Origin of the sequence: Burkholderia sp. Tr-862 (genome assembly GCF_011753085.1) — a bacterium.
Classification (GTDB): Bacteria; Pseudomonadota; Gammaproteobacteria; order Burkholderiales; family Burkholderiaceae; genus Burkholderia; species Burkholderia ambifaria.
The window spans coordinates 1-21,531 of the sequence record NZ_VWWG01000093.1; the positions used below are offsets into that span (position 1 = coordinate 1).

Annotated in this window: 22 protein-coding genes and 1 pseudogene; 10 read left to right on the forward strand and 13 right to left on the reverse strand. The window is 68.6% G+C overall.

Translation table 11 applies throughout. The features are described from left to right. Nucleotides 1-111 precede the first annotated feature (111 nt). Both F3J14_RS22270 and F3J14_RS22275 read right to left on the reverse strand, forming a co-directional pair. Nucleotides 112-828: pseudogene (locus tag F3J14_RS22270) on the reverse strand (NAD-dependent epimerase/dehydratase family protein); the annotation flags it as partial. Nucleotides 829-969: 141 nt separating this feature from the next. Next, nucleotides 970-1,503: a MarR family transcriptional regulator gene (locus F3J14_RS22275; RefSeq protein WP_006760784.1), complete on the reverse strand. Its 534-nt coding sequence runs from the start codon at nt 1,501-1,503 to the stop codon at nt 970-972. 183 nt (nt 1,504-1,686) lie between these two features. Between F3J14_RS22275 and fabV the strand changes: the two genes are divergently transcribed. Further along, a complete protein-coding gene (gene fabV, locus F3J14_RS22280; protein ID WP_166724856.1) occupies nt 1,687-2,889 on the forward strand; it encodes an enoyl-ACP reductase FabV in 1,203 nt (400 codons plus the stop codon). 55 nt (nt 2,890-2,944) lie between these two features. Here the strand turns inward: fabV and F3J14_RS22285 are convergent, their stop codons facing one another. Beyond that, nucleotides 2,945-3,649, reverse strand: a complete 705-nt coding sequence (locus F3J14_RS22285; protein ID WP_166724857.1) for an SDR family oxidoreductase — start codon at nt 3,647-3,649, stop codon at nt 2,945-2,947. Between the two features lie 299 nt (nt 3,650-3,948). Here F3J14_RS22285 and F3J14_RS22290 point away from each other — a divergent pair, with 299 nt between their 5' ends. Next, on the forward strand, nt 3,949-4,533 hold the full coding sequence (locus F3J14_RS22290; RefSeq protein WP_166724858.1) for a TetR/AcrR family transcriptional regulator: 585 nt from the start codon (nt 3,949-3,951) through the stop codon (nt 4,531-4,533). 31 nt (nt 4,534-4,564) lie between these two features. Here the strand turns inward: F3J14_RS22290 and F3J14_RS22295 are convergent, their stop codons facing one another. Both F3J14_RS22295 and F3J14_RS22300 read right to left on the reverse strand, forming a co-directional pair. Beyond that, nucleotides 4,565-5,143 (reverse strand): hypothetical protein, encoded by a 579-nt coding sequence (locus F3J14_RS22295; RefSeq protein ID WP_166724859.1) that lies wholly within the window; start codon nt 5,141-5,143, stop codon nt 4,565-4,567. Nucleotides 5,144-5,309: 166 nt separating this feature from the next. Next, entirely contained in the window at nt 5,310-5,840 is a 531-nt protein-coding gene (locus F3J14_RS22300) for a GNAT family N-acetyltransferase (protein WP_166724860.1), read from the reverse strand. Nucleotides 5,841-6,028: 188 nt separating this feature from the next. Here F3J14_RS22300 and F3J14_RS22305 point away from each other — a divergent pair, with 188 nt between their 5' ends. The 3 genes from F3J14_RS22305 to F3J14_RS22315 all read left to right on the forward strand — a co-directional run bounded on the left by F3J14_RS22305 (nt 6,029) and on the right by F3J14_RS22315 (nt 7,452). Next, the gene (locus tag F3J14_RS22305; RefSeq protein ID WP_166724861.1) at nt 6,029-6,406 is read left to right on the forward strand and encodes a metalloregulator ArsR/SmtB family transcription factor; all 378 of its coding nucleotides are present in this window, start codon (nt 6,029-6,031) and stop codon (nt 6,404-6,406) included. Then, complete coding sequence (locus F3J14_RS22310) at nt 6,369-6,854, forward strand: SRPBCC family protein (protein ID WP_166724862.1); 486 nt, start codon at nt 6,369-6,371, stop codon at nt 6,852-6,854. Before F3J14_RS22305 ends, F3J14_RS22310 begins: the two co-directional genes overlap by 38 nt. 121 nt (nt 6,855-6,975) lie before the next feature. Continuing rightward, nucleotides 6,976-7,452, forward strand: a complete 477-nt coding sequence (locus tag F3J14_RS22315; protein WP_012367013.1) for an SRPBCC family protein — start codon at nt 6,976-6,978, stop codon at nt 7,450-7,452. A gap of 26 nt (nt 7,453-7,478) precedes the next feature. Here the strand turns inward: F3J14_RS22315 and F3J14_RS22320 are convergent, their stop codons facing one another. The 4 genes from F3J14_RS22320 to F3J14_RS22335 all read right to left on the reverse strand — a co-directional run bounded on the left by F3J14_RS22320 (nt 7,479) and on the right by F3J14_RS22335 (nt 12,286). After that, nucleotides 7,479-8,603: an amidohydrolase family protein gene (locus tag F3J14_RS22320; RefSeq protein ID WP_166724863.1), complete on the reverse strand. Its 1,125-nt coding sequence runs from the start codon at nt 8,601-8,603 to the stop codon at nt 7,479-7,481. Nucleotide 8,604: 1 nt separating this feature from the next. After that, on the reverse strand, nt 8,605-9,912 hold the full coding sequence (locus F3J14_RS22325) for an MFS transporter (protein ID WP_166724864.1): 1,308 nt from the start codon (nt 9,910-9,912) through the stop codon (nt 8,605-8,607). 86 nt (nt 9,913-9,998) lie between these two features. Continuing rightward, entirely contained in the window at nt 9,999-11,303 is a 1,305-nt protein-coding gene (locus tag F3J14_RS22330; protein WP_166724865.1) for a CaiB/BaiF CoA-transferase family protein, read from the reverse strand. Further along, a complete protein-coding gene (locus tag F3J14_RS22335) occupies nt 11,300-12,286 on the reverse strand; it encodes a hydroxymethylglutaryl-CoA lyase (RefSeq protein WP_166724866.1) in 987 nt (328 codons plus the stop codon). The genes F3J14_RS22330 and F3J14_RS22335 overlap by 4 nt, the downstream gene beginning before the upstream one ends. A gap of 174 nt (nt 12,287-12,460) precedes the next feature. Here F3J14_RS22335 and F3J14_RS22340 point away from each other — a divergent pair, with 174 nt between their 5' ends. Both F3J14_RS22340 and F3J14_RS22345 read left to right on the forward strand, forming a co-directional pair. Next, a complete protein-coding gene (locus tag F3J14_RS22340) occupies nt 12,461-13,282 on the forward strand; it encodes an IclR family transcriptional regulator (protein WP_166724867.1) in 822 nt (273 codons plus the stop codon). Between the two features lie 140 nt (nt 13,283-13,422). Continuing rightward, nucleotides 13,423-14,061, forward strand: coding sequence for a 2-hydroxychromene-2-carboxylate isomerase (locus tag F3J14_RS22345; protein ID WP_166724868.1), 639 nt, complete (start codon nt 13,423-13,425; stop codon nt 14,059-14,061). 18 nt (nt 14,062-14,079) lie between these two features. On the opposite strand, the gene F3J14_RS22350 is transcribed toward F3J14_RS22345, so the two are convergent. Beyond that, complete coding sequence (locus tag F3J14_RS22350; RefSeq protein ID WP_166724869.1) at nt 14,080-15,063, reverse strand: LysR family transcriptional regulator; 984 nt, start codon at nt 15,061-15,063, stop codon at nt 14,080-14,082. Between the two features lie 100 nt (nt 15,064-15,163). Here F3J14_RS22350 and F3J14_RS22355 point away from each other — a divergent pair, with 100 nt between their 5' ends. Further along, nucleotides 15,164-16,396 carry an MFS transporter gene (locus F3J14_RS22355; RefSeq protein ID WP_166724870.1) on the forward strand — a complete coding sequence of 411 codons (1,233 nt, stop codon included), beginning with the start codon at nt 15,164-15,166 and terminating at the stop codon, nt 16,394-16,396. Nucleotides 16,397-16,821: 425 nt separating this feature from the next. Continuing rightward, nucleotides 16,822-17,517, forward strand: a complete 696-nt coding sequence (locus F3J14_RS22360) for a phosphatase PAP2 family protein (protein ID WP_166724871.1) — start codon at nt 16,822-16,824, stop codon at nt 17,515-17,517. 136 nt (nt 17,518-17,653) lie between these two features. Here F3J14_RS22360 and F3J14_RS22365 read toward each other — a convergent pair whose 3' ends face one another. The 3 genes from F3J14_RS22365 to F3J14_RS22375 all read right to left on the reverse strand — a co-directional run bounded on the left by F3J14_RS22365 (nt 17,654) and on the right by F3J14_RS22375 (nt 20,297). After that, nucleotides 17,654-18,313: a glutathione S-transferase family protein gene (locus F3J14_RS22365; RefSeq protein WP_166724872.1), complete on the reverse strand. Its 660-nt coding sequence runs from the start codon at nt 18,311-18,313 to the stop codon at nt 17,654-17,656. 128 nt (nt 18,314-18,441) lie between these two features. Next, on the reverse strand, nt 18,442-19,512 hold the full coding sequence (locus F3J14_RS22370; protein WP_166724873.1) for an MBL fold metallo-hydrolase: 1,071 nt from the start codon (nt 19,510-19,512) through the stop codon (nt 18,442-18,444). Between the two features lie 131 nt (nt 19,513-19,643). Further along, nucleotides 19,644-20,297: a peroxiredoxin gene (locus tag F3J14_RS22375; RefSeq protein ID WP_166724874.1), complete on the reverse strand. Its 654-nt coding sequence runs from the start codon at nt 20,295-20,297 to the stop codon at nt 19,644-19,646. 237 nt (nt 20,298-20,534) lie between these two features. Here F3J14_RS22375 and F3J14_RS22380 point away from each other — a divergent pair, with 237 nt between their 5' ends. Next, nucleotides 20,535-21,440: an HTH-type transcriptional regulator ArgP gene (locus F3J14_RS22380; protein WP_166724875.1), complete on the forward strand. Its 906-nt coding sequence runs from the start codon at nt 20,535-20,537 to the stop codon at nt 21,438-21,440. Nucleotides 21,441-21,531 lie beyond the last annotated feature (91 nt).

Here is a 21,531-nt window from a genome sequence, read left to right on the forward strand (position 1 = left end):
ACGCGAGGGTGCGGCGGCCTATCTGTTCGCCGCCGCCGGATGCATCGCGATGGTGCTGATGCTCGCCGCGTCGTATCTGCCGTTCATCGTGCCGTTCGACGTCACGCTCGACGCGGCTGCCGCGCCGACCAGCGGGCCCGGCAGCGCAATGCGGGCTGCCGGCGGGAAGCCCAACGCGGCGCGATAGCCGCTCAGCATCTCGCGGTATTCGACTTCATCACCACCGACCGCGTCGATGACCGAATTGCCGGCCGCCGGCGAAACGACGAGCCGCGCGACGAGTTCGGCGAGATCGTCGACGTGCACGGGGCGCAGCCGTTGATGGCCGCCCGCCGGCAACGCGTGCACGGGCAGGCTCGCGAGCATCCGGAAGAACCGTGCCGACGTGCCGGTCGCGCCGTAGACGAGCGCGGGCCGCACGATCCGGTAGTCGAGCGGCAGCGTCTGCAGGAAGGTGTCGGCTGCGTACTTGCTGGCGAAATACGGCGTGTCGCCACGCTCGACGCCCAACGCCGAGATCTGGATCACGCGCCGCACGCGGGCGCGGCAGCATGCGGTGAAGAGCGCGCAGGGCGCCGCGCAATGCACGGTGTCGAGCGTCGCATCGCGCCGGTCGGTGAGGATCCCGACCGCGTTGATCACGACGTCGACGCCCACCAGCCGGGCCAGCCACGCGTCGGGATCGATATCCTTCGCGAAATCGATCGCGACATCGTGCGGGCCGACTGCGTGCCGCACGCCGCGCAGCACGCGATGGCCGCCGGCTTCCAGCCGCGCGCACAACGCCCGCCCGATGAACCCGTTCGCGCCGCAGACGAGGATGTTCATGTCGCACTCCGTGGTGCGGCATGCCGGCGAATCGACAGCAGGGCCTCGTTCATTTTCATCCTCTATTTACAGTTATTTCTGTAACGACAGAAATAACAATCTCAAAAAAAGCGGGCTGCGCGCCCGCACTTCCGATACCGCTTACTTCGACGACTTGCGCCTGACCGTCTGGCTGATCTTCGCGCCGATCCCGAGCGCCTTCATCAGCGTGTCGGGCTTGAGCCGCAGCATCTCGTCCGACCAGGTGGTGAGTGTCTCGACGAACTGCAGCGTGTCGCGGATGCGCTGTTCGGTCTCGCGGCTTTCGTCGGCGATCTCGGGACTCGTCAGGCAATCGCGCAGCACCGTGAGCGTCGGTTCGATCTCGCGCTGCCGCCGCCCTTCGACGATCAGCTTGAACAGTTCCCAGATGTCGGTCGACGTCTCGAAATGGTCGCGGCGATCGCCCAGCACGTGCACGACCTTCGCGAGCCGCCACGCCTGCAGCTCCTTCAGGCTCGTGCTGACGTTGGAGCGCGCGACGTTGAGCGTCTCGGCGATCTCGTCGGCGGCAACCGGCCGCCCGGCCAGGTACAGCAGCGCGTGAATCTGCGAGACGGTGCGGTTGACGCCCCATCGCGAGCCCATTTCGCCCCAGTGGAGAATGAATCGTTCGGCAATCGGTGTGAGTTCCATGTCGGGAAATTTAGTTTTTTCAGTTATTTCTGTCAAGAGAGAAATAACAGACGGCGACGCGAATCGCCGTGGCGGTGGCTCGACTCCGGGGCGATTGCGACTGTCGTCACCGCCCGCTTCCATTACAATGCGCGGGATTTTTCCGATTTCAGGCCGTCCGCGCCTTTCTGACTAGAGGTTCCCATGATCATCAAACCGCGCGTGCGTGGCTTCATCTGCGTGACGACTCATCCGGTCGGCTGCGAAGCCAACGTCAAGGAACAGATCGACTACGTGACTTCGCATGGCCCGATCGCCAACGGCCCGAAGAAGGTGCTCGTGATCGGCGCGTCGACCGGCTACGGCCTCGCCGCCCGGATCTCGGCCGCATTCGGCTCGGGCGCGGACACGCTGGGCGTGTTCTTCGAGCGCGCCGGCAGCGAAACGAAGCCGGGCACCGCCGGCTGGTACAACAGCGCCGCGTTCGAGAAATTCGCCGCGGAAAAGGGGCGCTATGCGCGCAGCATCAACGGCGACGCATTCTCCGACAAGGTGAAGCAGGTCACGATCGACACCATCAAGCAGGATCTCGGCAAGGTCGACCTGGTCGTCTACAGCCTCGCGGCACCGCGCCGCACGCATCCGAAGACGGGCGAGACGATCAGCTCGACGCTGAAGCCGGTCGGCAAAGCGGTCACGTTCCGCGGCCTCGACACCGACAAGGAAGTGATCCGCGAAGTCTCGCTCGAGCCGGCGACGCAGGAAGAGATCGATGGCACCGTCGCCGTGATGGGCGGCGAGGACTGGCAGATGTGGATCGACGCGCTCGATGAGGCCGGCGTGCTGGCCGACGGCGCGAAGACGACCGCGTTCACGTATCTCGGCGAACAGATCACGCACGACATCTACTGGAACGGCTCGATCGGCGAAGCGAAGAAGGATCTCGACAAGAAGGTGCTGTCGATCCGCGACAAGCTGGCCGCGCACGGCGGCGATGCACGCGTGTCGGTGCTGAAGGCCGTCGTCACGCAGGCGAGCTCGGCGATTCCGATGATGCCGCTCTACCTGTCGCTGCTGTTCAAGGTGATGAAGGAACAGGGCTCGCACGAAGGCTGCATCGAGCAGGTGTACGGGCTCCTGAAGGACAGCCTGTACGGCGCGACGCCGCACATCGACGAAGAAGGCCGTCTGCGCGCGGACTACAAGGAACTCGATCCGCAAGTGCAGGGCAAGGTCGTCGCGATGTGGGACAAGGTCACGAACGACAACCTGTACGAGATGACCGACTTCGCCGGCTACAAGACCGAATTCCTGCGTCTGTTCGGCTTCGAGATCGCCGGCGTCGACTACGACGCGGACGTGAACCCGGACGTGAAGATCCCCGGCATCATCGACACCACGGTCTGACGACCGCGCCCGCCGCGCGCATGGGCGCACGGCGGGCTGTCTTTTGCAGGCGACGTCAGACCGGCGTCGCCTCGTCCAGATAAACACCGGCCGACAGCGTGGCCTTCACCTGCCGCGTGAAGTCGTCGGTGGCCACCTCCTCCGCTCCGGATTCGATCGCGTCGTATGCCTGGCGCACGACGTCGGCCGGCGTCGCCTTCGGCACGTCCAGGCCGCGTGTCAGGTCCGTATCGATGAAGCCGGCATGCAGCCCCACCACCTGCGTGCGCTGCTCGCGCAGCGAATGCCGCAGCCCGTTGGTCACCGCCCACGCGGCCGACTTCGACACACCGTAGCCCGACAGGATCGGCCGGTTCACCCAGCTCGCGACGGACAGCACGTTCAGGATCGCGCCGCCGCCGTGGCCGGCAAGCGTTGCCGCGAATGCGCGCGACATCGCCAGCATCCCGAACACGTTGGTTTCGAGATGATCGCGCAGCGCGTCGACCGCACCGTCGTCGGTCAGGCTGCCGAACCGCGCGATGCCTGCGTTGTTGATCAGCAGCGTGACGTCGCGCGCGGCGTCGGCGGCCGCGGCGACCGCCGCCGGATCGGTCACGTCGAGCTTCACGGGCACCACGCCCGGCAGCGTCACGCTGGCCGGATCGCGCGCGCCCGCATAGACCTTCCGCGCCCCGCGTTCGAGCGCCTGCTTCGCGAACTCGAGCCCAAGCCCGCGGTTCGCGCCCGTGACGAAAACGACTGCACCTTCGATCTTCATGACCCTTCCTTTCATCGTGTGAATGAAACCATGCCGCCATCGCGTACCGAGCCGTTGCACCGCCGGTACCGGATCGCAGGCTCGTCCCGCTGCCCGCGCCCCGCTGCACCCAGACCAGACCGACCTCCATCCGTGCCGCGCAAGGCGCTTCGCTTCATTTGCGAAGTCGGCTACACTGGATGTCAATGTCGATCACCATTGTCTTTGCGATGCATTGTGTCAGCGCGCGTTGACCACGTCAATGGTGATCACCATTGTGTTTTTCAATCGACGTAATGACCGGAATGAGGGAGGGATCGATGGGCGTCTCGAGACAGCAGGCAGCCGACAACCGCAATGCGATCGTCGCGGCCGCCGAGCGGCTGTTCCGGGTGCGCGGTGTCGACGCGGTCGGTTTGACGGAACTGATGAAGGAAGCCGGCTTCACGCAGGGCGGCTTCTACAACCACTTCAAATCGAAGGATGCGCTGGTCGCCGCGGTGATGGAAAAGGCCATGCAGGACCGCGCGGATTCGCCGAGCGCCGGCAGCGTCGCGCAACAGGTGACGTCGTACCTGTCGACCACGCATCGCGACAACGTCGAAGCCGGCTGCCCGCTGTCCGGCTTCGCGGGCGAAGCGCCACGCCTGACCGACGCGGCACGCGCCTGCTACGCGCACGGCGTCGCCGCATATCTCGACCGGCTGGAACGGATGGTGGCCGCGGAAGGCGCGGCCGCGGCGGATACGCGCCGGGACGCGATCGCGGTGTTCAACCAGATGGTCGGCGCGCTCGTGCTGTCGCGCGCGATCGCCAGCACCGATCCGGCGCTGGCCGATGAGATCCTCGACGCGGGGCGGCGCACGCTCGCCGGCCAGCCCGACGATCCGGCCGTGCCGGCGTAGCGGCGTAGCGAGCGCGAGTCGCGCGCGATCGCTATTCCACGGCCCGTGCGGCGTCCCACAGCGGCTGCCGGCCCAGCGCGGCATACCATGCGCCGAATCGCGCGCGCCACGACTCGAACGGTTCCGTCAGCGGATGACGTGGATCGTCGCTAAGCGCATACGCCATCCCTTCGATCAGCCAGCGCGGCTTGGTCGCGACCGCGAGGTTGCCGAGCACTTCGGCCTGACGGTGGTGGATCAGTTCGTGCGCGAGAAAGTAAGTCTGCCAGCCGCGCGGCGCGACGACCACGCCGAAATCCCCGAGCGTCAGTGCCGCGCGTTCGCCGAGGCCGAACTTGTCCGCACATTCGCGCGTCGAGCAGAACACGACGCGCGGTGCGTCGCGAAACGGACCCACGGCCGCCGCCGCGCGTGCGTAGCCGTCGCGATAGAGCTGCTGCGCGGCGCCGAGCTGCGCGGCATCGTCCGTGCAGATGTCCGCGCTCGGACATGACACGCCGCGAAGCAGCGCGGGCGCGACGACGCGCAGCGGCTTGACGAGCGCGTAGGCGGCGATCGGCAGCGCGACGAGCAGGCCCGTGAGGGCGAAGGCGACGTGGGAGCGTTTCATCGAGGCGACGATTCCGTGGGTGTGCTGGTGGGTCTTTCCAGCACGAATATATCGGAGCCGCGACGCCGCCGGCCGGCTTTTCCGTTCCACCCGGCTTCCGGCCCACGGCCGCGCGCCGCCGCACGCGCGTCGATCGCGAACCTCGCCGCGATCGCCTCCCGCCCCGTTACACGAGCTGCTTGTGAAAATACGTCGTCGCGCACAACACGCCGTCAGGCATCAGCGCATAGTTCGGCACGACGCCGACGCGCTGCCAGCCGGCCCGCTCGTACAAGCGCTCGGCGTCGCCGCCCGTCACGGTGTCGAGCACGAGCACGGTCTTGCCGGCGTCGCGCGCGGCTTCGTCGGCGGCCGCCATCAGCCGCGCGGCGACACCCTGCCGGCGTGCATGCGGAGACACCAGCATCTTCGCGACGTCCGCGCGATGCGGCTGGTTCTCCGGCTGCGCGGTCACAAGCTGCACGGTGCCGACGATCCGGCCGGCGGCGTCCTCGGCGACGAGCAGGATGCGCTCGCCGTTCGCGACGCCGTCGGCGACGCGCGTCCAGAACGCGACGGCCGTCGAACGCTCGATCGGCAACAAGAAGCTGACGGACGCGCCGCCTTCGACGCAATCGATCAGCACGTCGGCGAGCGCGTCGACGCAGGCACGCGCTTCGCTCGCATCGACGCGGCGGACGGTAACGGATTCGGTCATACCCTCTCCGGCAATCGGGCGCACGGCACGCATTCGGCGGCATGCGCCCGGACTCAAAGGAACACCGGCATGCGCCCGATGCGTGTGCAACGGCGGCCGGTGCCCGGCAACACGGCGCGGGGGCGCGTGTTGCCGCCCCATCATCCTAAGCGATGAAAATTCCCGTTGCATCGCCTATGCTTAGCCACATGGCTAACTTTCAACCCGGTATCAGCGACGTATTCCACGCACTCGCCGATCCGACGCGCTGCGCGATCGTCAGCGCGCTCGGTGACGGCGGGCGGACCGTATCGGAACTGGCCGCGCCGTTCGACATGGCGCTGCCGTCGTTCATGAAGCATGTCGCGGTGCTCGAGCGCAGCGGCCTCGTCCAGACCCGCAAGGCCGGCCGCTCGCGCACCTGCGAGCTGGTCGGCAGCCGGCTGGCGGAAGCCGAGCAGTGGCTCGCCGCGCAGCGCGCGCTGTGGGAAGCGCGCTCCGATCGTCTCGTGGAATTCGTCGAACGCCGCCACCAGGAGGAGCAAGCGCATGTCAACCACCCCCGTCGACCCCGCCGAAACCCATGACCTCGTCATTACCCGCACGCTGCGCGCGCCGCGCCAGGCGCTCTGGCGCGCCTGGACCGACCCTGAACTGCTGAAGGAGTGGTGGTGCCCGAAACCGTGGACCACCGAAGTGCGCGCGTTCGACCTGCGCCCGGGCGGCGCCTTCCACACGTTCATGCGCGGCCCCGACGGCGGCACGAGCGACAACCCCGGCTGCTTCCTCGAAATCGTGCCGGAAGCGCGGATCGCGTTCACGTCGATGCTCGCCGGCGGCTGGCGGCCGCAGGTGCCGTGGCTGGGCTTCACGGCCATCATCACGATGGCCGACGACGCCGCCGGCTGCCGCTACGAGGCGCGCGTGATGCATCCCGACGCGGCGACGCGCGAGCGCCACGAGGCGCTCGGGTTCTTCGAAGGCTGGAACATCTGCATCACGCAGCTCGACGAATTCGCGGCCGCGTTGCGCTGAATGCGGGCGCGTGTACGGTCTGATTGCATGCCGTCGCGCGCGCGCCTAGGATTCCTGAAGGAAGCATGACGACACGCCGGCATCCGGCGTGCACCGTCGCGCACATTCCGCGGGAGGCGACATGCTGCACATGCACACGCATTCGACCCGGGTCAGCCGGCACCTGAACGCACCACGCGGGCGCGTCTACCGCGCGCTGCTCGACCCGCACGCGGTCGAACAATGGAAGGTGCCCGACGGCATGACATGCCGCGTCCACGCCTATGACGCACGCGAAGGCGGCGCGCTGCGCGTGTCGCTGAGCTACGACGAACCGTCGGACGGCGCCGGCAAGACCACCGCGCACACCGACACCTATCACGGCCGCTTCGTGACGCTCGTGCCCGACGAGCGGATCGTCGAAATCGACGTGTTCGAAACCGACGATCCGATGCTGCGCGGCGCCATGACGATCACGATCACGCTGTCCGACGAAGCAGGCGGCACGCGCGTCGAGGCGGTGCACGACGGTGTGCCGCCCGGTGTGCCGGTCACCGACAACGAAGCCGGCTGGCGCATGGCGCTCGCCCGGCTCGCGGCGCTGGTCGAGACGGGCTGAGCGCAAGGCGGCGCGCGCGATACGCGTCAGCCGAGCCGGTAGACGTGCGAAACGGTCCCGCGGAACAGCGCATCGCGCTCGTTCGGGCTCGCGTGCGCGGTCAGCCGCTTGAACGCGTTCCAGCCGTTCACGTAGGAATACGAGCCCTTGTCGACCGGGAAATTGCTCTCGAACATGCAGCGCTCGGCGCCGAACGCTTCGATGCAGGTAAGCATCCACGGCTTCCAGGCATCCGCGAGCTGTTCGGACGACGGCGGCCGCGCACCCTTTTCGAAATCGAAACCGTTGATCCGCATCCCGAGGCCGCCCACCTTCACGAATACGTTCGGCAACCGCGCGAGTTCGCGCATCGACGCCGACCAGCGCTGGAAGACTTCCGGCCGCTTGTCCGCATAGCTCGCGATCCGCACGACGCCGCCGCAGTGATTGACGATGATCCGCGTGTCGGGGTTCGCCTTCGCCAGATCGAACAGCTCGGGCAATTGAGGAAAGAACAGCCACGCGTCGTACGACAGCCCGAGCGGCGCGAGCTGCGCGACGCCGGCCCGGTACGCGGGATCGAGCAGCAACCCCCGCGGCACCGCCGACAACGGGTTCGCGAGCGACGGATCGGCATCCCAGGTGCTCAGGTGTCGAACGCCGCGAAAGCGGCCGCGCCCCGCGTCGAGATGCGCTTCGAGCACGTCGCGCACGCGCTCGCCGAGCCGCAGGTCCGCGTGCCCGACGATGCCTTTCGCGACGGCCGGGCCGCTTCGCTGAAGCGGCTCGGTCACGCCGGCGATGTAAGCCGTCTCCCCGATGGGCTTCAGTTCGACCGGCCCCGCATCGCGATAGCGCGTCAGCGCCTGCATGTAGACGGATGCCTGGATGTTGTGACCGGAGTGCGCATCCTGCAGATAGTCGTCGAGCATATAGATCCAGCCCGGCCGCTCGTAGAAGTGGTGATGCGCATCGACGATCGGCAGATCCGGTTCGAGTGCGGGTTCGAGCGCGGACGCGAGCCAGTCGTTTCGTACCGCGAGATAGTTGCCTTGCGTCGTCATGCGGGGAGTTCCGTTTTCGGCCGGCGTGCGCGTATCGGCCCATGCAGGGACGGCGAGCGAGGCGGCGGCCGCGCCGAGCAGCCGGCGTCGTTTGATCGAAAGGGTCATGTCATTCGCTCCGGTCAAACGCGTACAGCGACAGCGTCAGCAGCGTCGTGATCGCCAGGACGATCGCGAGGCCGAGCATCCCGGCCGTGAAGGTGCCGAAGCTGTCCTTCAGGTAGCCGACGAGATACGGGCCCGCGAATCCGCCGAGCGCGCCGATCGAATTGATCAGCGCCAGGCCGCCGGCCGCCGCCTGGCCCGACAGGAAGCGCGAAGGCAGCGTATAGAAGATCGTGCGTCCGGCAATCGTGCCGATCAGCGCGAGCGTGATGCCGACGAGCGCGGGCCCGAGCGTCAGGAAATGGGTCGACACGCCAAGCGCCACCGCGCCGATGAACAGCCCGATCGCGAGGTTCGCGACCGGTGCGCCGCGCCGGTCGACCCGCTTCGCCCACCACAGCAGCGCGATCGTCGCGAAGAAGTACGGCAGCGCGGACAGCCAGCCGGTCTGCATCGTCGACATCCCGTGCGCCTTCAGCATTTGCGGCAGCCAGATGCCGATTCCGTACGAGCCCATCGTGAAGCCGAACGAGATCAGCGCGAGCAGGTACACGCGCACGTCTCGCAGCGCGACGCCGAAGCTCTTCTTGCGGCCAGCGGCGGCGCCTTCGCGCTCGAACGCGCGCTGCAGCGCGGTACGCTCGTCGTCCGACAGCCACGCAGCCGTGGCCGGTGAGTCGGACAGGCGCTTCAGAACGAGAAAGCCGAGCGCGCACGCGGGCAGCCCTTCGACGATGAACATCCACTTCCAGCCGGCCAGGCCGAGCGCGCCGTCAAGCTGCAGCAGCCACGTCGACAGCGGGCCGCCGATCAGCGACGACAGCGGTGTCGACACGGTGAACCAGGCGAGCACCCGCGTGCGGTAGCTCGCGGGAAACCACACGGCGAGGAAGAAGATCACGCCGGGGAAAAAGCCGGCCTCGCCGATGCCGAGCAGCAGCCGGATCGCATAGAAGCTGGTCGGCCCCGTCGCGAGGGCGGTCGCCGCCGCCATGAGCCCCCACGTGATCATGATGCGCGCGAGCCAGCGCCGCGCACCGAAGCGGTACAGCGCGAGATTGCTCGGCACTTCGAACACGCAATAGCCCGCGAACATGATCCCCGCGCCCCAGCCGAACTGCGTCGCGGTCAGGCCGAGATCGCGGTTCATCGTCAGCGCCGCGAACCCGACGCTCGTGCGGTCGAGATAGTTGAAGAAGTACGCGAGCGCGAGCAGCGGAATGAAGCGCCATGCTGCCTTGCGCACGGCCCGTTGCTCGATCGACGCGTCGGTCTCGCGATCGGCGGCCAGCGCCGGGGAAGCGGATGTCATGGTTGTCTCCGTGGATGCGGCGGTCCGCGCCCGCGCGAGCGCGCGGCCGGGATGCCCTTTTGTTGGTTCGATGGATTGCAGCGGCGCTACGCGCTCGCCGCTTCGTTCGGCGAAGGCATATCGCTTGGTACGCCCGGTACGTCCGGCGGCAACTCGTTCGCACCGTGCCCGTGCCGCCCCGCGACGACGCCGGCGTCGATCAGCGCGCGGGCCTCGTCCGGCGTATAACCCAGCTCGCCGAGCAGCACGCACGTGTCCTGGCCGAGCGCGGGCGGCGCCGAGCGCAGCCGCAGGCGCTCGCCCGCGAGCGTGAGCGGCAGCAGCGCGGTGCGCGTGTCGACCGGCCGGCCGGCGCTGCTCGCGTCGGCCGGCAGCGTCACGGCTTCGAGGCCCCCGGTCGCGAGCAGATGCGGATCGTCGAACAGGTCCTGCGGCTTCGTGATCGGCGCATACGGCAGGCCGATCGATTCGAAGATCGCGCCGATCTCCGCGGCCGAATGCGCGGCGAGCCGCGCACGCAGTTCGGGCAGCAGCCACTCGCGGGCCTGCACGCGGAGGTTGTTCGTCGCAAGGCGCGCATCGTCCTTCAGCGCGGCGAGGCCGAACGCGTCGCAAAACAGCGCCCACTGCGTGTCCGACACGACCGCGAGAAAGATCTGCTCGCCGTCCCTCACCGAAAACACGTCGTAGACCGCCCATGCGGAAATGCGGCTCGGCATCGGCGACGCGGCCTGCCCCGTCACCGCGAACTGCATCATGTGCTGCGCGACGAGGAACACGTTGTTCTCGAACAGCGAGCTCTGCACCTGCTGGCCGCACCCCGTGCGTTCGCGTTGCGCGAGCGCGGCCATTGCGCCGATCGCGCCGAACATCCCGCCCATGATGTCGTTGACGCTCGAGCCTGCGCGCAACGGCCGGCCTTCGGGGCCCGTCATGTATGCGAGGCCGCCCATCATCTGCACGACTTCGTCGAGCGCGGTGCGATGTTCGTACGGCCCCGGCAGGAAGCCCTTGTGCGACACGTACACCAGGCGGGGATTCAGCGAGGACAGCGCGGCATGACCGAGGCCGAGCCGGTCCATCGTGCCGCTCTTGAAGTTCTCGCTGAACACGTCCGCCGTCGCGACGAGCCGCCGCACGATCTCGAGCCCGCGCGGATCCTTCACGTCGACCGCCAGGCTCTTCTTGTTGCGGTTGAACATCCCGAAGAAGCCCGCGCCGGAACCGCGCAGCGCACGCGTGCTGTCACCCGCGATCGGTTCGATCTTGATGACTTCCGCACCGAGATCCGCGAGCAGCATCCCGCAGGTCGGGCCCATGACCATGTGCGTCATCTCGATCACGCGCACGCCTTCGTACGGCAGCGCCGAAGCTGGTTGGCGATCGTTCATTGCGCGACTCCCGTCAGGCATCCTTCGGGCTGGGTCGCGCTCGGCGCGCGGCCGTCCGCATACCGGAACCCCTTCGGCAGCCCCGCGTCCGGCACGTGGCCGTACAGCGCCTCGCCAGGCAGTGCCGCGTGCAGGATCGCGCGCGCGGCGAGCAGCGCGTCCACGTCGACGCCCGTGTCGTACCCCATCGACTCCAGCAGGAACACGAGATCCTCGGTGACGATGTTGCCGGTCGCACCCGGCGCATACGGGCAGCCGCCCAGGCCGCCCTGGCTCGCGTCGAGCGTCGTCACGCCGGCGTCGAGCGCCGCGACGACGTTGGCGAGCCCCTGCCCGCGCGTGTTGTGGAAGTGCGCGCCGCCGGCCTTGTCGCCGACTTCGCGCCGCAGGCGCATGAACAGTCGGCGCACCTGCGCCGGGTTCGCGTAGCCGCTCGTATCGGAGAGCCCGATCTCGTCGACGCCGCATTCGGCCATCGCGGCCACCATCGCGATCGTCTCGTCGTCGGAGACCGCGCCCGCGAGCGTGCAACCGAACGCCACCGAGACGCCCGCCTCGATCTGCACCGACGGAAACCGCGCATCGCGCAGCGCGACGATCGTGCGCACCTCGTCGATCATCTGCGCCGGCGTCTTGCGGATATTCGCCAGCGAGTGCGCTTCGGTCACCGATACCGGCAACGTCAGTTTGTGGACGCCCGCCTCGAACGCGCTTTCGGCGCCGCGCAGGTTCGGCGCAAGCGCGGCGACGTGCAGCCCCGGAATCGCCAGCGCATGCGCGACGACTTCCCGGACGTCGGCCATCTGCGGCAACAGCCGCGCGGGCACGAACGATCCGACCTCGATTTCGCGCAGGCCGGCCGCGGCGAGCGCGGTGATCCAGCGCAACTTGTCGGCCGTCGGCATCACGGCCTTGATGCTCTGCAGGCCGTCACGCGGCCCGACCTCGCTCACCAGCACCTGCGGATCTTCGGAAACACTCATTCGACACCTCAAAGTTCTATTTGAAAGAACATCGTTCTGTTTGACGGAACTTTAGAGGCGTGCCGAATCGGCTGTAAGCGGGGTATACCCGTGAAAACGCAACTTTTTGGAACTTGAGTTCTGTCAGGCAGAACGCTATAGTCGATCGACCGACACCCAAAGGAACAGTAAGCCGTGCCCCCGACCTCGACTCCCGCAGACCCCACCGGCGACGCGCCTGATGCATCGGCCGACGCCTCCAGCGGCGTCGCCGTCCTCGATCGCGCGTTCGCGATCCTCCACGCGTTCGGCCCCACCGACGACCGGCTGTCGCTCGCGGAACTGTCGCGCCGCACCGGGCTGTACAAGAGCACGATCCTGCGCCTGCTCGCCGCGCTCGAGCACGGCGGCTTCGTGCGCAAGCTCGACGACGGCCAGTACGCGGTCGGACACGAGCCGTTGCGGCTGGCCGCGCTGTATCAACGCTCGTTCCGGGTCGGTCCGGTCGTCGAACCGTTGCTCGAGACGCTGAGCCGCGAACTCGGTGAAACGGCATCGTTCTACGTGCGGCATGGCGACATGCGCTCGGTGCTCTACCGCGTCGAACCCGCGCGCACGGTGCGTGTGTCGATCCGGGTCGGCGAGGAGTTTCCGGTTCGCCAGGGGGCGTCCGGGAAAGTGCTGCTCGCGTTCACCGACCCGCACGATGCACAGTGGAACGACGTGCGCGAACAGTTGTGGGCCGCGTCGTACGGCGAGCGCGACCCGGAGACGGCGTCGGCATCCGTGCCGGTATTCGGCGCGGCCGGCGATTGCGTCGGCGCGCTGACGGTGTCCGGTCCGAAATCGCGGCTTGCCGCCGCGCCGGCCATGGCCGCGGCGCTCGCGATGCTGTTGCCGCTCGCGCAGAAGGCGACCGTCGCGCTCGGCGGCGCAGGCGCGCGCTACGACGCGCAAACCGTGCGCGACAGTCTCGCGCGGTTCGCGGCGGCGGCACACGACATCGCGCAGCCGTAGCCGTAGCGGGCCACGCGCATGCGGCGCCGCGACTGCGCAAACGGCTGCCGCATGCGACACTGGCCGCCCACCCATGCACCGCGTCGCCCGTCGGCGCGACGCACGCAACTGCCGTCCGGACACGTACAAGGGCCCTCACCATGAACGCCGCGCGCACCGCCACCTGGTATTTCGATTTCGTTTCGCCGTTCGCGTACCTGCAGCAGGAACGGTTCGACCAACTGCCGCCTGCCGCCGCATACGAGCCGAAGCCGATCGTGCTCGGCGCGCTGCTCGCGCACTGGGGCCAGAAAGCGCCGGCCGAGATCGCGGCGAAGCGCATCTTCACCTATCGCCACGCGCAATACCGCGCGGACAAGCTCGGCATTCCGTTCCGGATGCCGCCCGCGCATCCGTTCAACCCGATCCGGCCGCTGCGGCTCGCGATCGCGATGGGCAACTCGCCCGATGCGATTCGGCGGATCTTCCGGCACATCTGGCGCGACGGCCAGGACGTGTCGACGCCGGAGGGCTTCGCCGCGCTGTGCGAGGCGGTCGGCTTTCCCGAAGGCGTGACGGCCGTCGACGCGCAACCGGTGAAGGACGCCCTGCGCGCGAACACCGATCACGCGATCGCGCACGGCGTGTTCGGCGTGCCGACCTTCGAGCTCGACGGCGACCTGTTCTGGGGCGAGGATGCGACCGACATGTTCGTCGACTGCGCGACGTCCCGCGCATGGCTCGACTCGCCCGAAGTACGCCGCATCAGCGCCCTGCCCGAAGGCATCCGGCGCGGCTGACGGCACGCGCGACGGCGCCTACCCGTCGCGCCCTTCGACGAGCAGCGGCACGGCCTCGCGCATCATCGCGACGAAGCGCACGAGCCGCGACGGATAGAACTGCGCGTGCGGGTAGGTCATGTAGACCGGCAACGGCGCGGCGTACCAGTCGGGCGCGAGATGCACGAGCTCGCCGCGCGCGAGATGGTCAGCCAGCATCCAGGACGAACCGACGCACGCGCCGACACCGAGCAGCGCCGCGCTGCGTAGCGCGTAGAGGTTCGCGGTCGTGATGCGCGGACGCATCGCGATGCGGCGCGTGTCGCCCGTGACGGTGTGCGTCAGCGTCAGCTCGGTCCGGTAATACGTGCGCAGCGCGAGCCACGGCAACGCGGCGAGCGCGTCGGGATCGGCGGGCACGTCGGCGCCGTTCAGCACGGACGGCGCGGCCACCACGAAGCGCGGCACCTTGCTCAGCCGGATCGCGACGACGGACGGATCGGTCGGCTCGCCGACCTGGATCGCGCAGTCGATCCCGCTGCCGACAAAATCGCGCACCTCGTCCTGCAGCAGCCATTCCACCGAGACACGCGGGTAGTCACGCAGGAACCGCGCGAGCGGCTCGACGAAGCGCTCCTGCCCGAACGCATGCGGGACCGCGACCCGCAGCAGGCCGTCGGGCTCCTCCTGCGCGCCGCGCAGGTCGGCCTCGAACGCCGCCCAGTTCGTCAGCAGATCCTTCGCGCGCGTGAAGCAGCGCTCGCCGTCGACGGTCAGCCGCATCGCATGGGTCGTCCGCTGCAGCAGCCGCATCCCGAGCGAGCGTTCGAGCGCCTGCAGCCGCCGGCTGACGGTCGGCTGCGTCGTGTGGAGCTGCGCGGCGGCGGCCGACAGGCTGCCGGCCTCGACTATGCGCACGAAGGTTTCCATCAGCTCGAAACGATAGCCGGCGCCGTCGACGGGCACGACCTGAATGCGCTCAGACCCGCCTGTGGCGGGCAAATCAGGGGTTTTGTCGGTCATTCGTCAAGCGTATAACAAATCTGCGCCCGACGGCACTACCGTGGCCGGCCGCCGGCCGGCACACTCGCGTCCATCCGATACCCGAACAAGGATGTACGCGATGTCCACTCCGACCCGTCTCGACGCCGCGCCCCGCGCGGCGCATGCACCGGCCCCCGCGGCCGCCTCCTCGATGCTCGATCGCCGGCTCGTGCTGCTGCTGGCCGCGGCCGCCGGTCTCGGCGTCGCGCCGCTCTACTATGCGCAGCCGATGCTCGCCGCGCTGGGGCCCGATCTCGGCGCGTCGGCGCGCGCGATCGGCTTCGTGCCGACGCTCACGCAGCTCGGCTACGCGCTCGGCATCCTGCTGCTCGCGCCGCTCGGCGACCGCTTCGACCGGCGCCGCGTGATCGTGACGAAAGCCGCCGCGCTGGTCGTCGCGCTGCTGCTCGCGGCGGTCGCGCCGTCGCTCGGGCTGCTGCTGGCCGCGAGCTTCGCGATCGGCCTGACCGCGACGATGGCGCAGGACGTCGTGCCGGCCGCCGCGACACTCGCGCACGACGCACATCGCGGCCGCATCGTCGGCACGGTGATGACGGGGCTGCTGCTCGGCATCCTGCTGTCGCGCGTCGTCGCCGGCTTCGTCGCGGAAACGGCCGGCTGGCGCGCGATGTTCGCGCTCGCGGCCGCCAGCGTCGCCGCCATCGGCATCGTGGCCGCACGCGGGCTGCCGCGCTTCGAGCCCACCACGCAGCTGTCGTATCGCGCGCTGATCGGGTCGCTCGGCGAACTGTGGCGCCGCCATCCCGCGCTGCGCCGCGCCGCGCTCGCGCAAGGGCTGCTGGCCGTCGGGTTCAGCGCGTTCTGGTCGACGCTCGCGGTGATGCTGCACGGCGCGCCGTTCCATCTCGGCAGCGCAGCCGCCGGCGCATTCGGCCTCGCGGGCGCCGCCGGCGCGCTGGCCGCTCCGGTGGCCGGACGCCTGGCCGATCACCATGGTCCCGAGCGTGTCACGCGGCTCGGCATCGGGATCGCGACCGTGTCGTTCGCCGCGATGGCCGCCGCGCCGCTGCTGACGCCGCATGCGCAACTGGCGCTGCTCGCCGCCGCGACGATCGGCTTCGATCTCGGCGTGCAGGCCACGCTGATCGCGCACCAGGCAATCGTCTACCGAATCGACCCGGCGTCGCGCAGCCGTCTCAACGCGGTGCTGTTCGTCGGCATGTTCATCGGGATGGCGACCGGTGCCGCGCTCGGCAGTTCGTTGCTCGCGCAACTGGGCTGGAACGCGGTGATCGTGCTGGCCGTGGCGACGTCGCTGGCGGCGCTGGCCGTGCGGGTGTGGCGCCGGTAATTCGCGACGGCAGGAATGCGGGGCGGGCAGGCCGCAGGGCTTGCCCGCCTTTTCTTTTATTTTCTTTTGGTGCTGCGCGGCCGGGCGCAGCGCGGCAGATGCGCGCCGGGCGCGGAACGCTTTCGGTCATCCGGTGCAAGGTCCGCGACGGCTCACCGAACTGTCCAGTTCAACCGATTATTTTTCGCCAGCACCCAGGGATCCGCGCGCAACCGTCAGAGGATTCCGCATCACCGCGCCGCACGGCCCGCTCCAATCCGGCCCCACCCGGAATTCGCGTTTCTCAGGGGATTCCCGGTATTTTTTCCCATTTTCTTCGAAATTACCGATGACATACTTGCCCCCCGTTGCGCTCCGGTGCGAGCGCGCTTCCTGATCCTGCCGGCCGCGCGTCATGTGTCGTGCGTCCGCCGGGGTCGCAGAACATGAACAATTTCGACACCACGATCCAGACCTTCCTCACCCACATCACGTTCGGACCGCTGATGAACCATGCGATCCGCGTGATCGCCGGCCTCTATACGTTCAAGGGCTTCGTGCTCATCCCCGTGCTGTGCTGGCTATGGTTCCAGCCGGGCCCCCAACGCGAACGGCAACGCGAGCTGGTCATCGCGACCGTCACGAGTGGGCTCGCCGCGCTCGCGTTCGGCCGATTGCTCGCGAAAACCCTGCCGTTCCGCGTGCGACCGATCTACAACCCCGACCTGCACCTGCATTTCCCGTCCGAGGAACTGCGCGCGGCCACGCTGCAGGCATGGAGCTCGTTTCCGAGCGATCACGCGATGCTGTGGATGGCGATCGCGACCGGGATCTTCATCATCGCGCGCCGCGTCGGCGTGCTCGCGCTGCTGTATGCGGTCGTGTTCATCTGCGTACCGCGTGCGTATCTCGGCTTTCACTACCCGACCGACCTGATCGCCGGCGCGGCGATCGGCATCGCGATCGCATGGCTGCTGACGCGCGACGCAATTCGCGCGCGCTTCGCGCCGCAGGTGCTGGAGGCGATCCGGCGCTTCCCCGCGCCGGCGTATACGCTCGCGTTCCTGCTGTGCTTCGAGCTGATCACGCAGTTCGACGAACTGCTGACGCTCGCGCAGTCGGTCAAGCACACGACGATGTAACGGGACGGCGCCGCGATGCATCCGCTGCTGTCGTCACGACGCCCGGGCACGCGCTGCCGGCCCTCCGCGGCGGCATCGCGTCGTGCGCATGCCGCCGCCCGCGTCGCCTTCGCCGCAGCGATCGCCGCCGCGAACGTCAGTCGCGATCGGGTGCGCCGAGCGGGAAGAACGCGCGGTACGGCCGCGCTTCGTCGACCGCACGCGCGAACGACGGCCGCGCCAGCAGGCGCTTGCGATACGCGATCACGTTCGCGAACGACGGATCGATCCGGTGCGTCCAGTCCGCGTAGAACAGGAACGGCGCCGCGCCGCAGTCGGCGAGGCTGAAGCGGTCGCCGGCCGCCCATTCGCGATCGGCCATCGTTCGATCCAACCACGCGTACGACGTTTCGAGCATCGCACGCGCGTCGGCGACACCCCGCGCATCGCGCTCGTGCTCCGGCCGCAGCGCATCGTGCACGACCTTCTGCTGCGGCGTCGATACGTAGTTGTCGAAGAAACGGTCCATCGTCCGCACTTCCAGCGCCGCGCGCCGGTCGTCGGGCACCAGCCGCGCGGGGCCCGGATGGTAGAGGTCGAGGTATTCGATGATGATCGTCGCCTCGATCACGGTGCGGCCCGCGTCCACGAGCACGGGGAACCGCTTCAGCGGCCACAGCGCAGCCAGTTCCTGCATCGGCTTCGGATCGTCGTGCGCGAGCACGCGATAGTCGAACGGCGTGCCGTTCTCGTACAGCGCGGTCAGTACCTTCTGGCAGTAGGACGAAAAGGGATGGGCGTAAAGCGTCGGTGTCATCGCGGGGTCTCTCAGGGTATCGGCGCCGCGTCATGCGGCGCCACGGGATCGGATAACTGGACGACGAACGGCGCCACGCCGATTCGACATCGATCCGAATATTTTTTTCGTTGCGCGGCGTCGCGCCGCTACGACCGGCCGTCCATCACGACGCGGCCTTCGCCCCGCCAGCGCAGCATCCCGCCGCCGAGGTTCGCGACAGCGTCGAAGCCGGCCTTCAGCAGAATCACCGTCGCCTGCGCGGAGCGGCCGCCGGCGCGGCACACGGTCACGATCGGCCGGTCGCGCGCGAGCTCGCCGGTGCGCGCGGCCAGTTCGCCGAGCGGGATCGGTGTCGCGCCGGGCAGGTGGCCGAGCGGGCCGGTGAATTCGTCGGGCTCACGCACGTCGACGACCTGCACCGCCGGCAGATGATCCTCGAGCCACTGCGGATCGATTTCCCAGAAACCGGCGAACGTGTAGACGAGCGGCGCCCAGTCGGCCGCCGCCAGCGCGTCAGGCGCGTTCGCGGCGACGCCGCACTGCAGGTTCGCGGGCACCGCGACGTCGATCTGGCGCGGGTGGGCGAGCCCGAGGTTGTGCATGTAGCCGGCGAAGTCGTCTTCGCTGAGATCGCCGCCGAGGCGTGGATTGAAGCGCCGCTCCTCGCCGACGCTCGTCACCGTCAGCCCGCGATAGTCGTGCGCGGGATACAGCAGGCATGCGGCCGGCAGCGTGAAGAGCCGGCCGTGCACCGCGCGATACAGCGCGCGCGGGTCGCCCTGCTGGAAGTCGGTGCGGCCGGTGCCGCGAATCAACAGGCAGTCGCCGGTGAACGCCATCGATTCGTCGTCGAGCACGAGGCTGATGCAGCCGCTCGTATGGCCCGGCGTCGCGCGCACGGTCAGGTAGCGCGTGCCGAATGCGCAGCGGTCGCCGTCGTTCAGGTAGCGGTCGGCGCCCTGCGCGCCGCTCGCGGCCGAAATCGCGATCGTGCTGCCGGTGCGCTGCTTCAAGAGCCATGCGCCCGTCACGTGATCGGCGTGCACGTGGGTGTCGACGGTCGCGACGAGCCGCAGCCCGAGCTCGTCGAGCAGCGCCGCATCGCGGCGCACCTGCTCGAACACGGGATCGATCAGCAGCGCTTCGCGCGACGCGGGATCGGCGAGCAGATAGGTGTAGGTCGACGATTGCGGGTCGAAAAGTTGCCGGAAAATCATTGCGGAGTCGCTCCGTCGCGTATTCATGCCTATTGTTGTTCGGCCCGCGCACCACGCGTTGTTCGGCCCGCGCGCCACGCGTCGCCGGCGCGCGGGCGCGCGGGTCGCCCCGTTGCATGCGTGCCGAGCCGTCAGTGCGGCTGCGGTACGAACCGCAGGTACGGCTTCAGCGTCCGAAAGCCCTGCGGATATTTTTGCTTGGCCGCATCGTCCGACACCGAGGTCGGAATGATGACATCGTCACCCGGCTTCCAGTTGACCGGCGTCGCCACCGTATGTCGTGCGTTGAGCTGCAGCGCGTCGAGCAGGCGCAGGACCTCGTCGAAGTTGCGGCCGGCGCTCATCGGATAGACGAGCATTGCCTTGACCTTCTTGTCCGGCCCGATGATGAACACCGAGCGCACAGTCGCGTTGTCGACCGCGGTGCGCGGGCCACCGCTCGCGCTCGGGTGGATCATGTCGTACAGCTTCGCGACCTTCAGTTCGTCGTCGCCGATCAGCGGATAGTTGACCGCATGGCCCTGCGTTTCCGCGATGTCCGCCACCCACTTCCGATGGTCGCTGACGGGATCGATCGACAGCCCGATGATCTTCGTGTCGCGCTTGTCGAATTCCGGCTTGAGCTTGGCCATGTAGCCGAGTTCGGTCGTGCATACCGGCGTGAAATCCTTCGGATGGGAAAACAGGATCGCCCAGTGATCGCCGATCCACTCATGAAAACGGATCGTGCCCTCGGTGGTCTCCGCTGTGAAATCGGGCGCGTCCTCGCCTAGTCGAATCGACATGTTCGTCCTCCGTCAAATGGGAATTGTCACAACACCCGCGCCGCGGCATCCGCGCGGCGCGCGATCGTCAGCACGCGGCAAGCCGGCCCGGCACCAGACGGCCGCCGCGTTTCTATAGGGTAGGTCAAAATGCGCGCGGCACCGGTGGACGGCAGGACGATTGGCCGCGTCGGGCCGGCGGCGCGTGCTGCCTTACACTACGGCGTCTCGTCTTACGTTCACAGGAATTGCGTCGATATGTCTCTGACGATCGATCCGAAGCAAGCCGCCGCGCTGCTGGCCGTCGCCGACACCGGCAGCTTCGAGCAGGCCGCCGTGCGCCTGCACGTGACCGCGTCCGCCGTCACGCAGCGGGTCCGCGCGCTGGAGACGAGCCTCGGCACACCGCTCGTGCTGCGCACGCGGCCGTGCCGGCCGACGGTGGCCGGGCAGCGCGTGCTGCAGCACCTGCGCCGCGTCGCGCTGCTGCAGGCCGACCTGCAAAGCACGCTCGCGACCGAGCGCGAATCACCGATCTCGGTCACGATCGCGCTGAACTCCGACAGCCTCGGCACCTGGTTCCTGCCCGCGCTGACTTCGGTGCTCGCGGGCGAGCGCATCCTGTTCGAGCTGATCGTCGAGGACCAGGACCACACGTTCGCGCTGCTCGAAAGCGGGATGGCCGTCGGCTGCGTGACGACCGAGCCGAAGCCGATGCGCGGCTGCGTCGCGACGCCGCTCGGCACGATGCGCTACCGGCTGCTCGCGGCCGCCGCGTTCGCGGGGCGCTGGTTTCCGCGCGGCCTGAACCGCACGAGCGCGCGCGATGCGCCGGTCGTCGCGTATTCGCGGCGCGACACGCTGCAGTCCACGTTCCTGAAGGAGAAGTTCGGGTTGCCCGAAGGCGCGTATCCGTGCCACTACGTGCCGGGCACGCACGCGCATTTCGCGGCGGTGCGGCACGGGCTCGGCTACGCGATGGTGCCGGAGCCGCTGATCGGCGGCGCACCGCTCGATGCACAGGGGCTCGTCGATCTCGCGCCCGTGCATCCGACTGACGTGACGCTGTACTGGCACGCGTGGACGGTGCAGTCGCCGACGATGGCGTCGCTGTCCGCACGGGTGGTCGAAGCGGCGCGCCGGTTGCTCGCGCCGCTGCCGTGACGAGCCGGTAATCGACAGCGTCGGCGCGGCACGTGGTGCGGGATACACGGCGGCGAGGAACCCCGCCGCGCCGCCTATACTTTTTCCATCG

Bases quoted from the DNA above. Each gene is read 5' to 3' on its own strand.
- F3J14_RS22330 (WP_166724865.1), bottom strand. From the start codon at position 11,303: ATGAACGATCGCCAACCAGCTTCGGCGCTGCCGTACGAAGGCGTGCGC.
- F3J14_RS22275 (WP_006760784.1), bottom strand. From the start codon at position 1,503: ATGGAACTCACACCGATTGCCGAACGATTCATTCTCCACTGGGGCGAA.
- F3J14_RS22345 (WP_166724868.1), top strand. From the start codon at position 13,423: ATGAACGCCGCGCGCACCGCCACCTGGTATTTCGATTTCGTTTCGCCG.
- F3J14_RS22380 (WP_166724875.1), top strand. From the start codon at position 20,535: ATGTCTCTGACGATCGATCCGAAGCAAGCCGCCGCGCTGCTGGCCGTC.
- F3J14_RS22310 (WP_166724862.1), top strand. From the start codon at position 6,369: ATGTCAACCACCCCCGTCGACCCCGCCGAAACCCATGACCTCGTCATT.
- F3J14_RS22375 (WP_166724874.1), bottom strand. From the start codon at position 20,297: ATGTCGATTCGACTAGGCGAGGACGCGCCCGATTTCACAGCGGAGACC.
- fabV (WP_166724856.1), top strand. From the start codon at position 1,687: ATGATCATCAAACCGCGCGTGCGTGGCTTCATCTGCGTGACGACTCAT.
- F3J14_RS22335 (WP_166724866.1), bottom strand. From the start codon at position 12,286: ATGAGTGTTTCCGAAGATCCGCAGGTGCTGGTGAGCGAGGTCGGGCCG.
- F3J14_RS22290 (WP_166724858.1), top strand. From the start codon at position 3,949: ATGGGCGTCTCGAGACAGCAGGCAGCCGACAACCGCAATGCGATCGTC.
- F3J14_RS22285 (WP_166724857.1), bottom strand. From the start codon at position 3,649: ATGAAGATCGAAGGTGCAGTCGTTTTCGTCACGGGCGCGAACCGCGGG.
- F3J14_RS22320 (WP_166724863.1), bottom strand. From the start codon at position 8,603: ATGACCCTTTCGATCAAACGACGCCGGCTGCTCGGCGCGGCCGCCGCC.
- F3J14_RS22300 (WP_166724860.1), bottom strand. From the start codon at position 5,840: ATGACCGAATCCGTTACCGTCCGCCGCGTCGATGCGAGCGAAGCGCGT.
- F3J14_RS22315 (WP_012367013.1), top strand. From the start codon at position 6,976: ATGCTGCACATGCACACGCATTCGACCCGGGTCAGCCGGCACCTGAAC.
- F3J14_RS22325 (WP_166724864.1), bottom strand. From the start codon at position 9,912: ATGACATCCGCTTCCCCGGCGCTGGCCGCCGATCGCGAGACCGACGCG.
- F3J14_RS22360 (WP_166724871.1), top strand. From the start codon at position 16,822: ATGAACAATTTCGACACCACGATCCAGACCTTCCTCACCCACATCACG.
- F3J14_RS22305 (WP_166724861.1), top strand. From the start codon at position 6,029: ATGGCTAACTTTCAACCCGGTATCAGCGACGTATTCCACGCACTCGCC.
- F3J14_RS22370 (WP_166724873.1), bottom strand. From the start codon at position 19,512: ATGATTTTCCGGCAACTTTTCGACCCGCAATCGTCGACCTACACCTAT.
- F3J14_RS22355 (WP_166724870.1), top strand. From the start codon at position 15,164: ATGTCCACTCCGACCCGTCTCGACGCCGCGCCCCGCGCGGCGCATGCA.
- F3J14_RS22365 (WP_166724872.1), bottom strand. From the start codon at position 18,313: ATGACACCGACGCTTTACGCCCATCCCTTTTCGTCCTACTGCCAGAAG.
- F3J14_RS22350 (WP_166724869.1), bottom strand. From the start codon at position 15,063: ATGACCGACAAAACCCCTGATTTGCCCGCCACAGGCGGGTCTGAGCGC.
- F3J14_RS22295 (WP_166724859.1), bottom strand. From the start codon at position 5,143: ATGAAACGCTCCCACGTCGCCTTCGCCCTCACGGGCCTGCTCGTCGCG.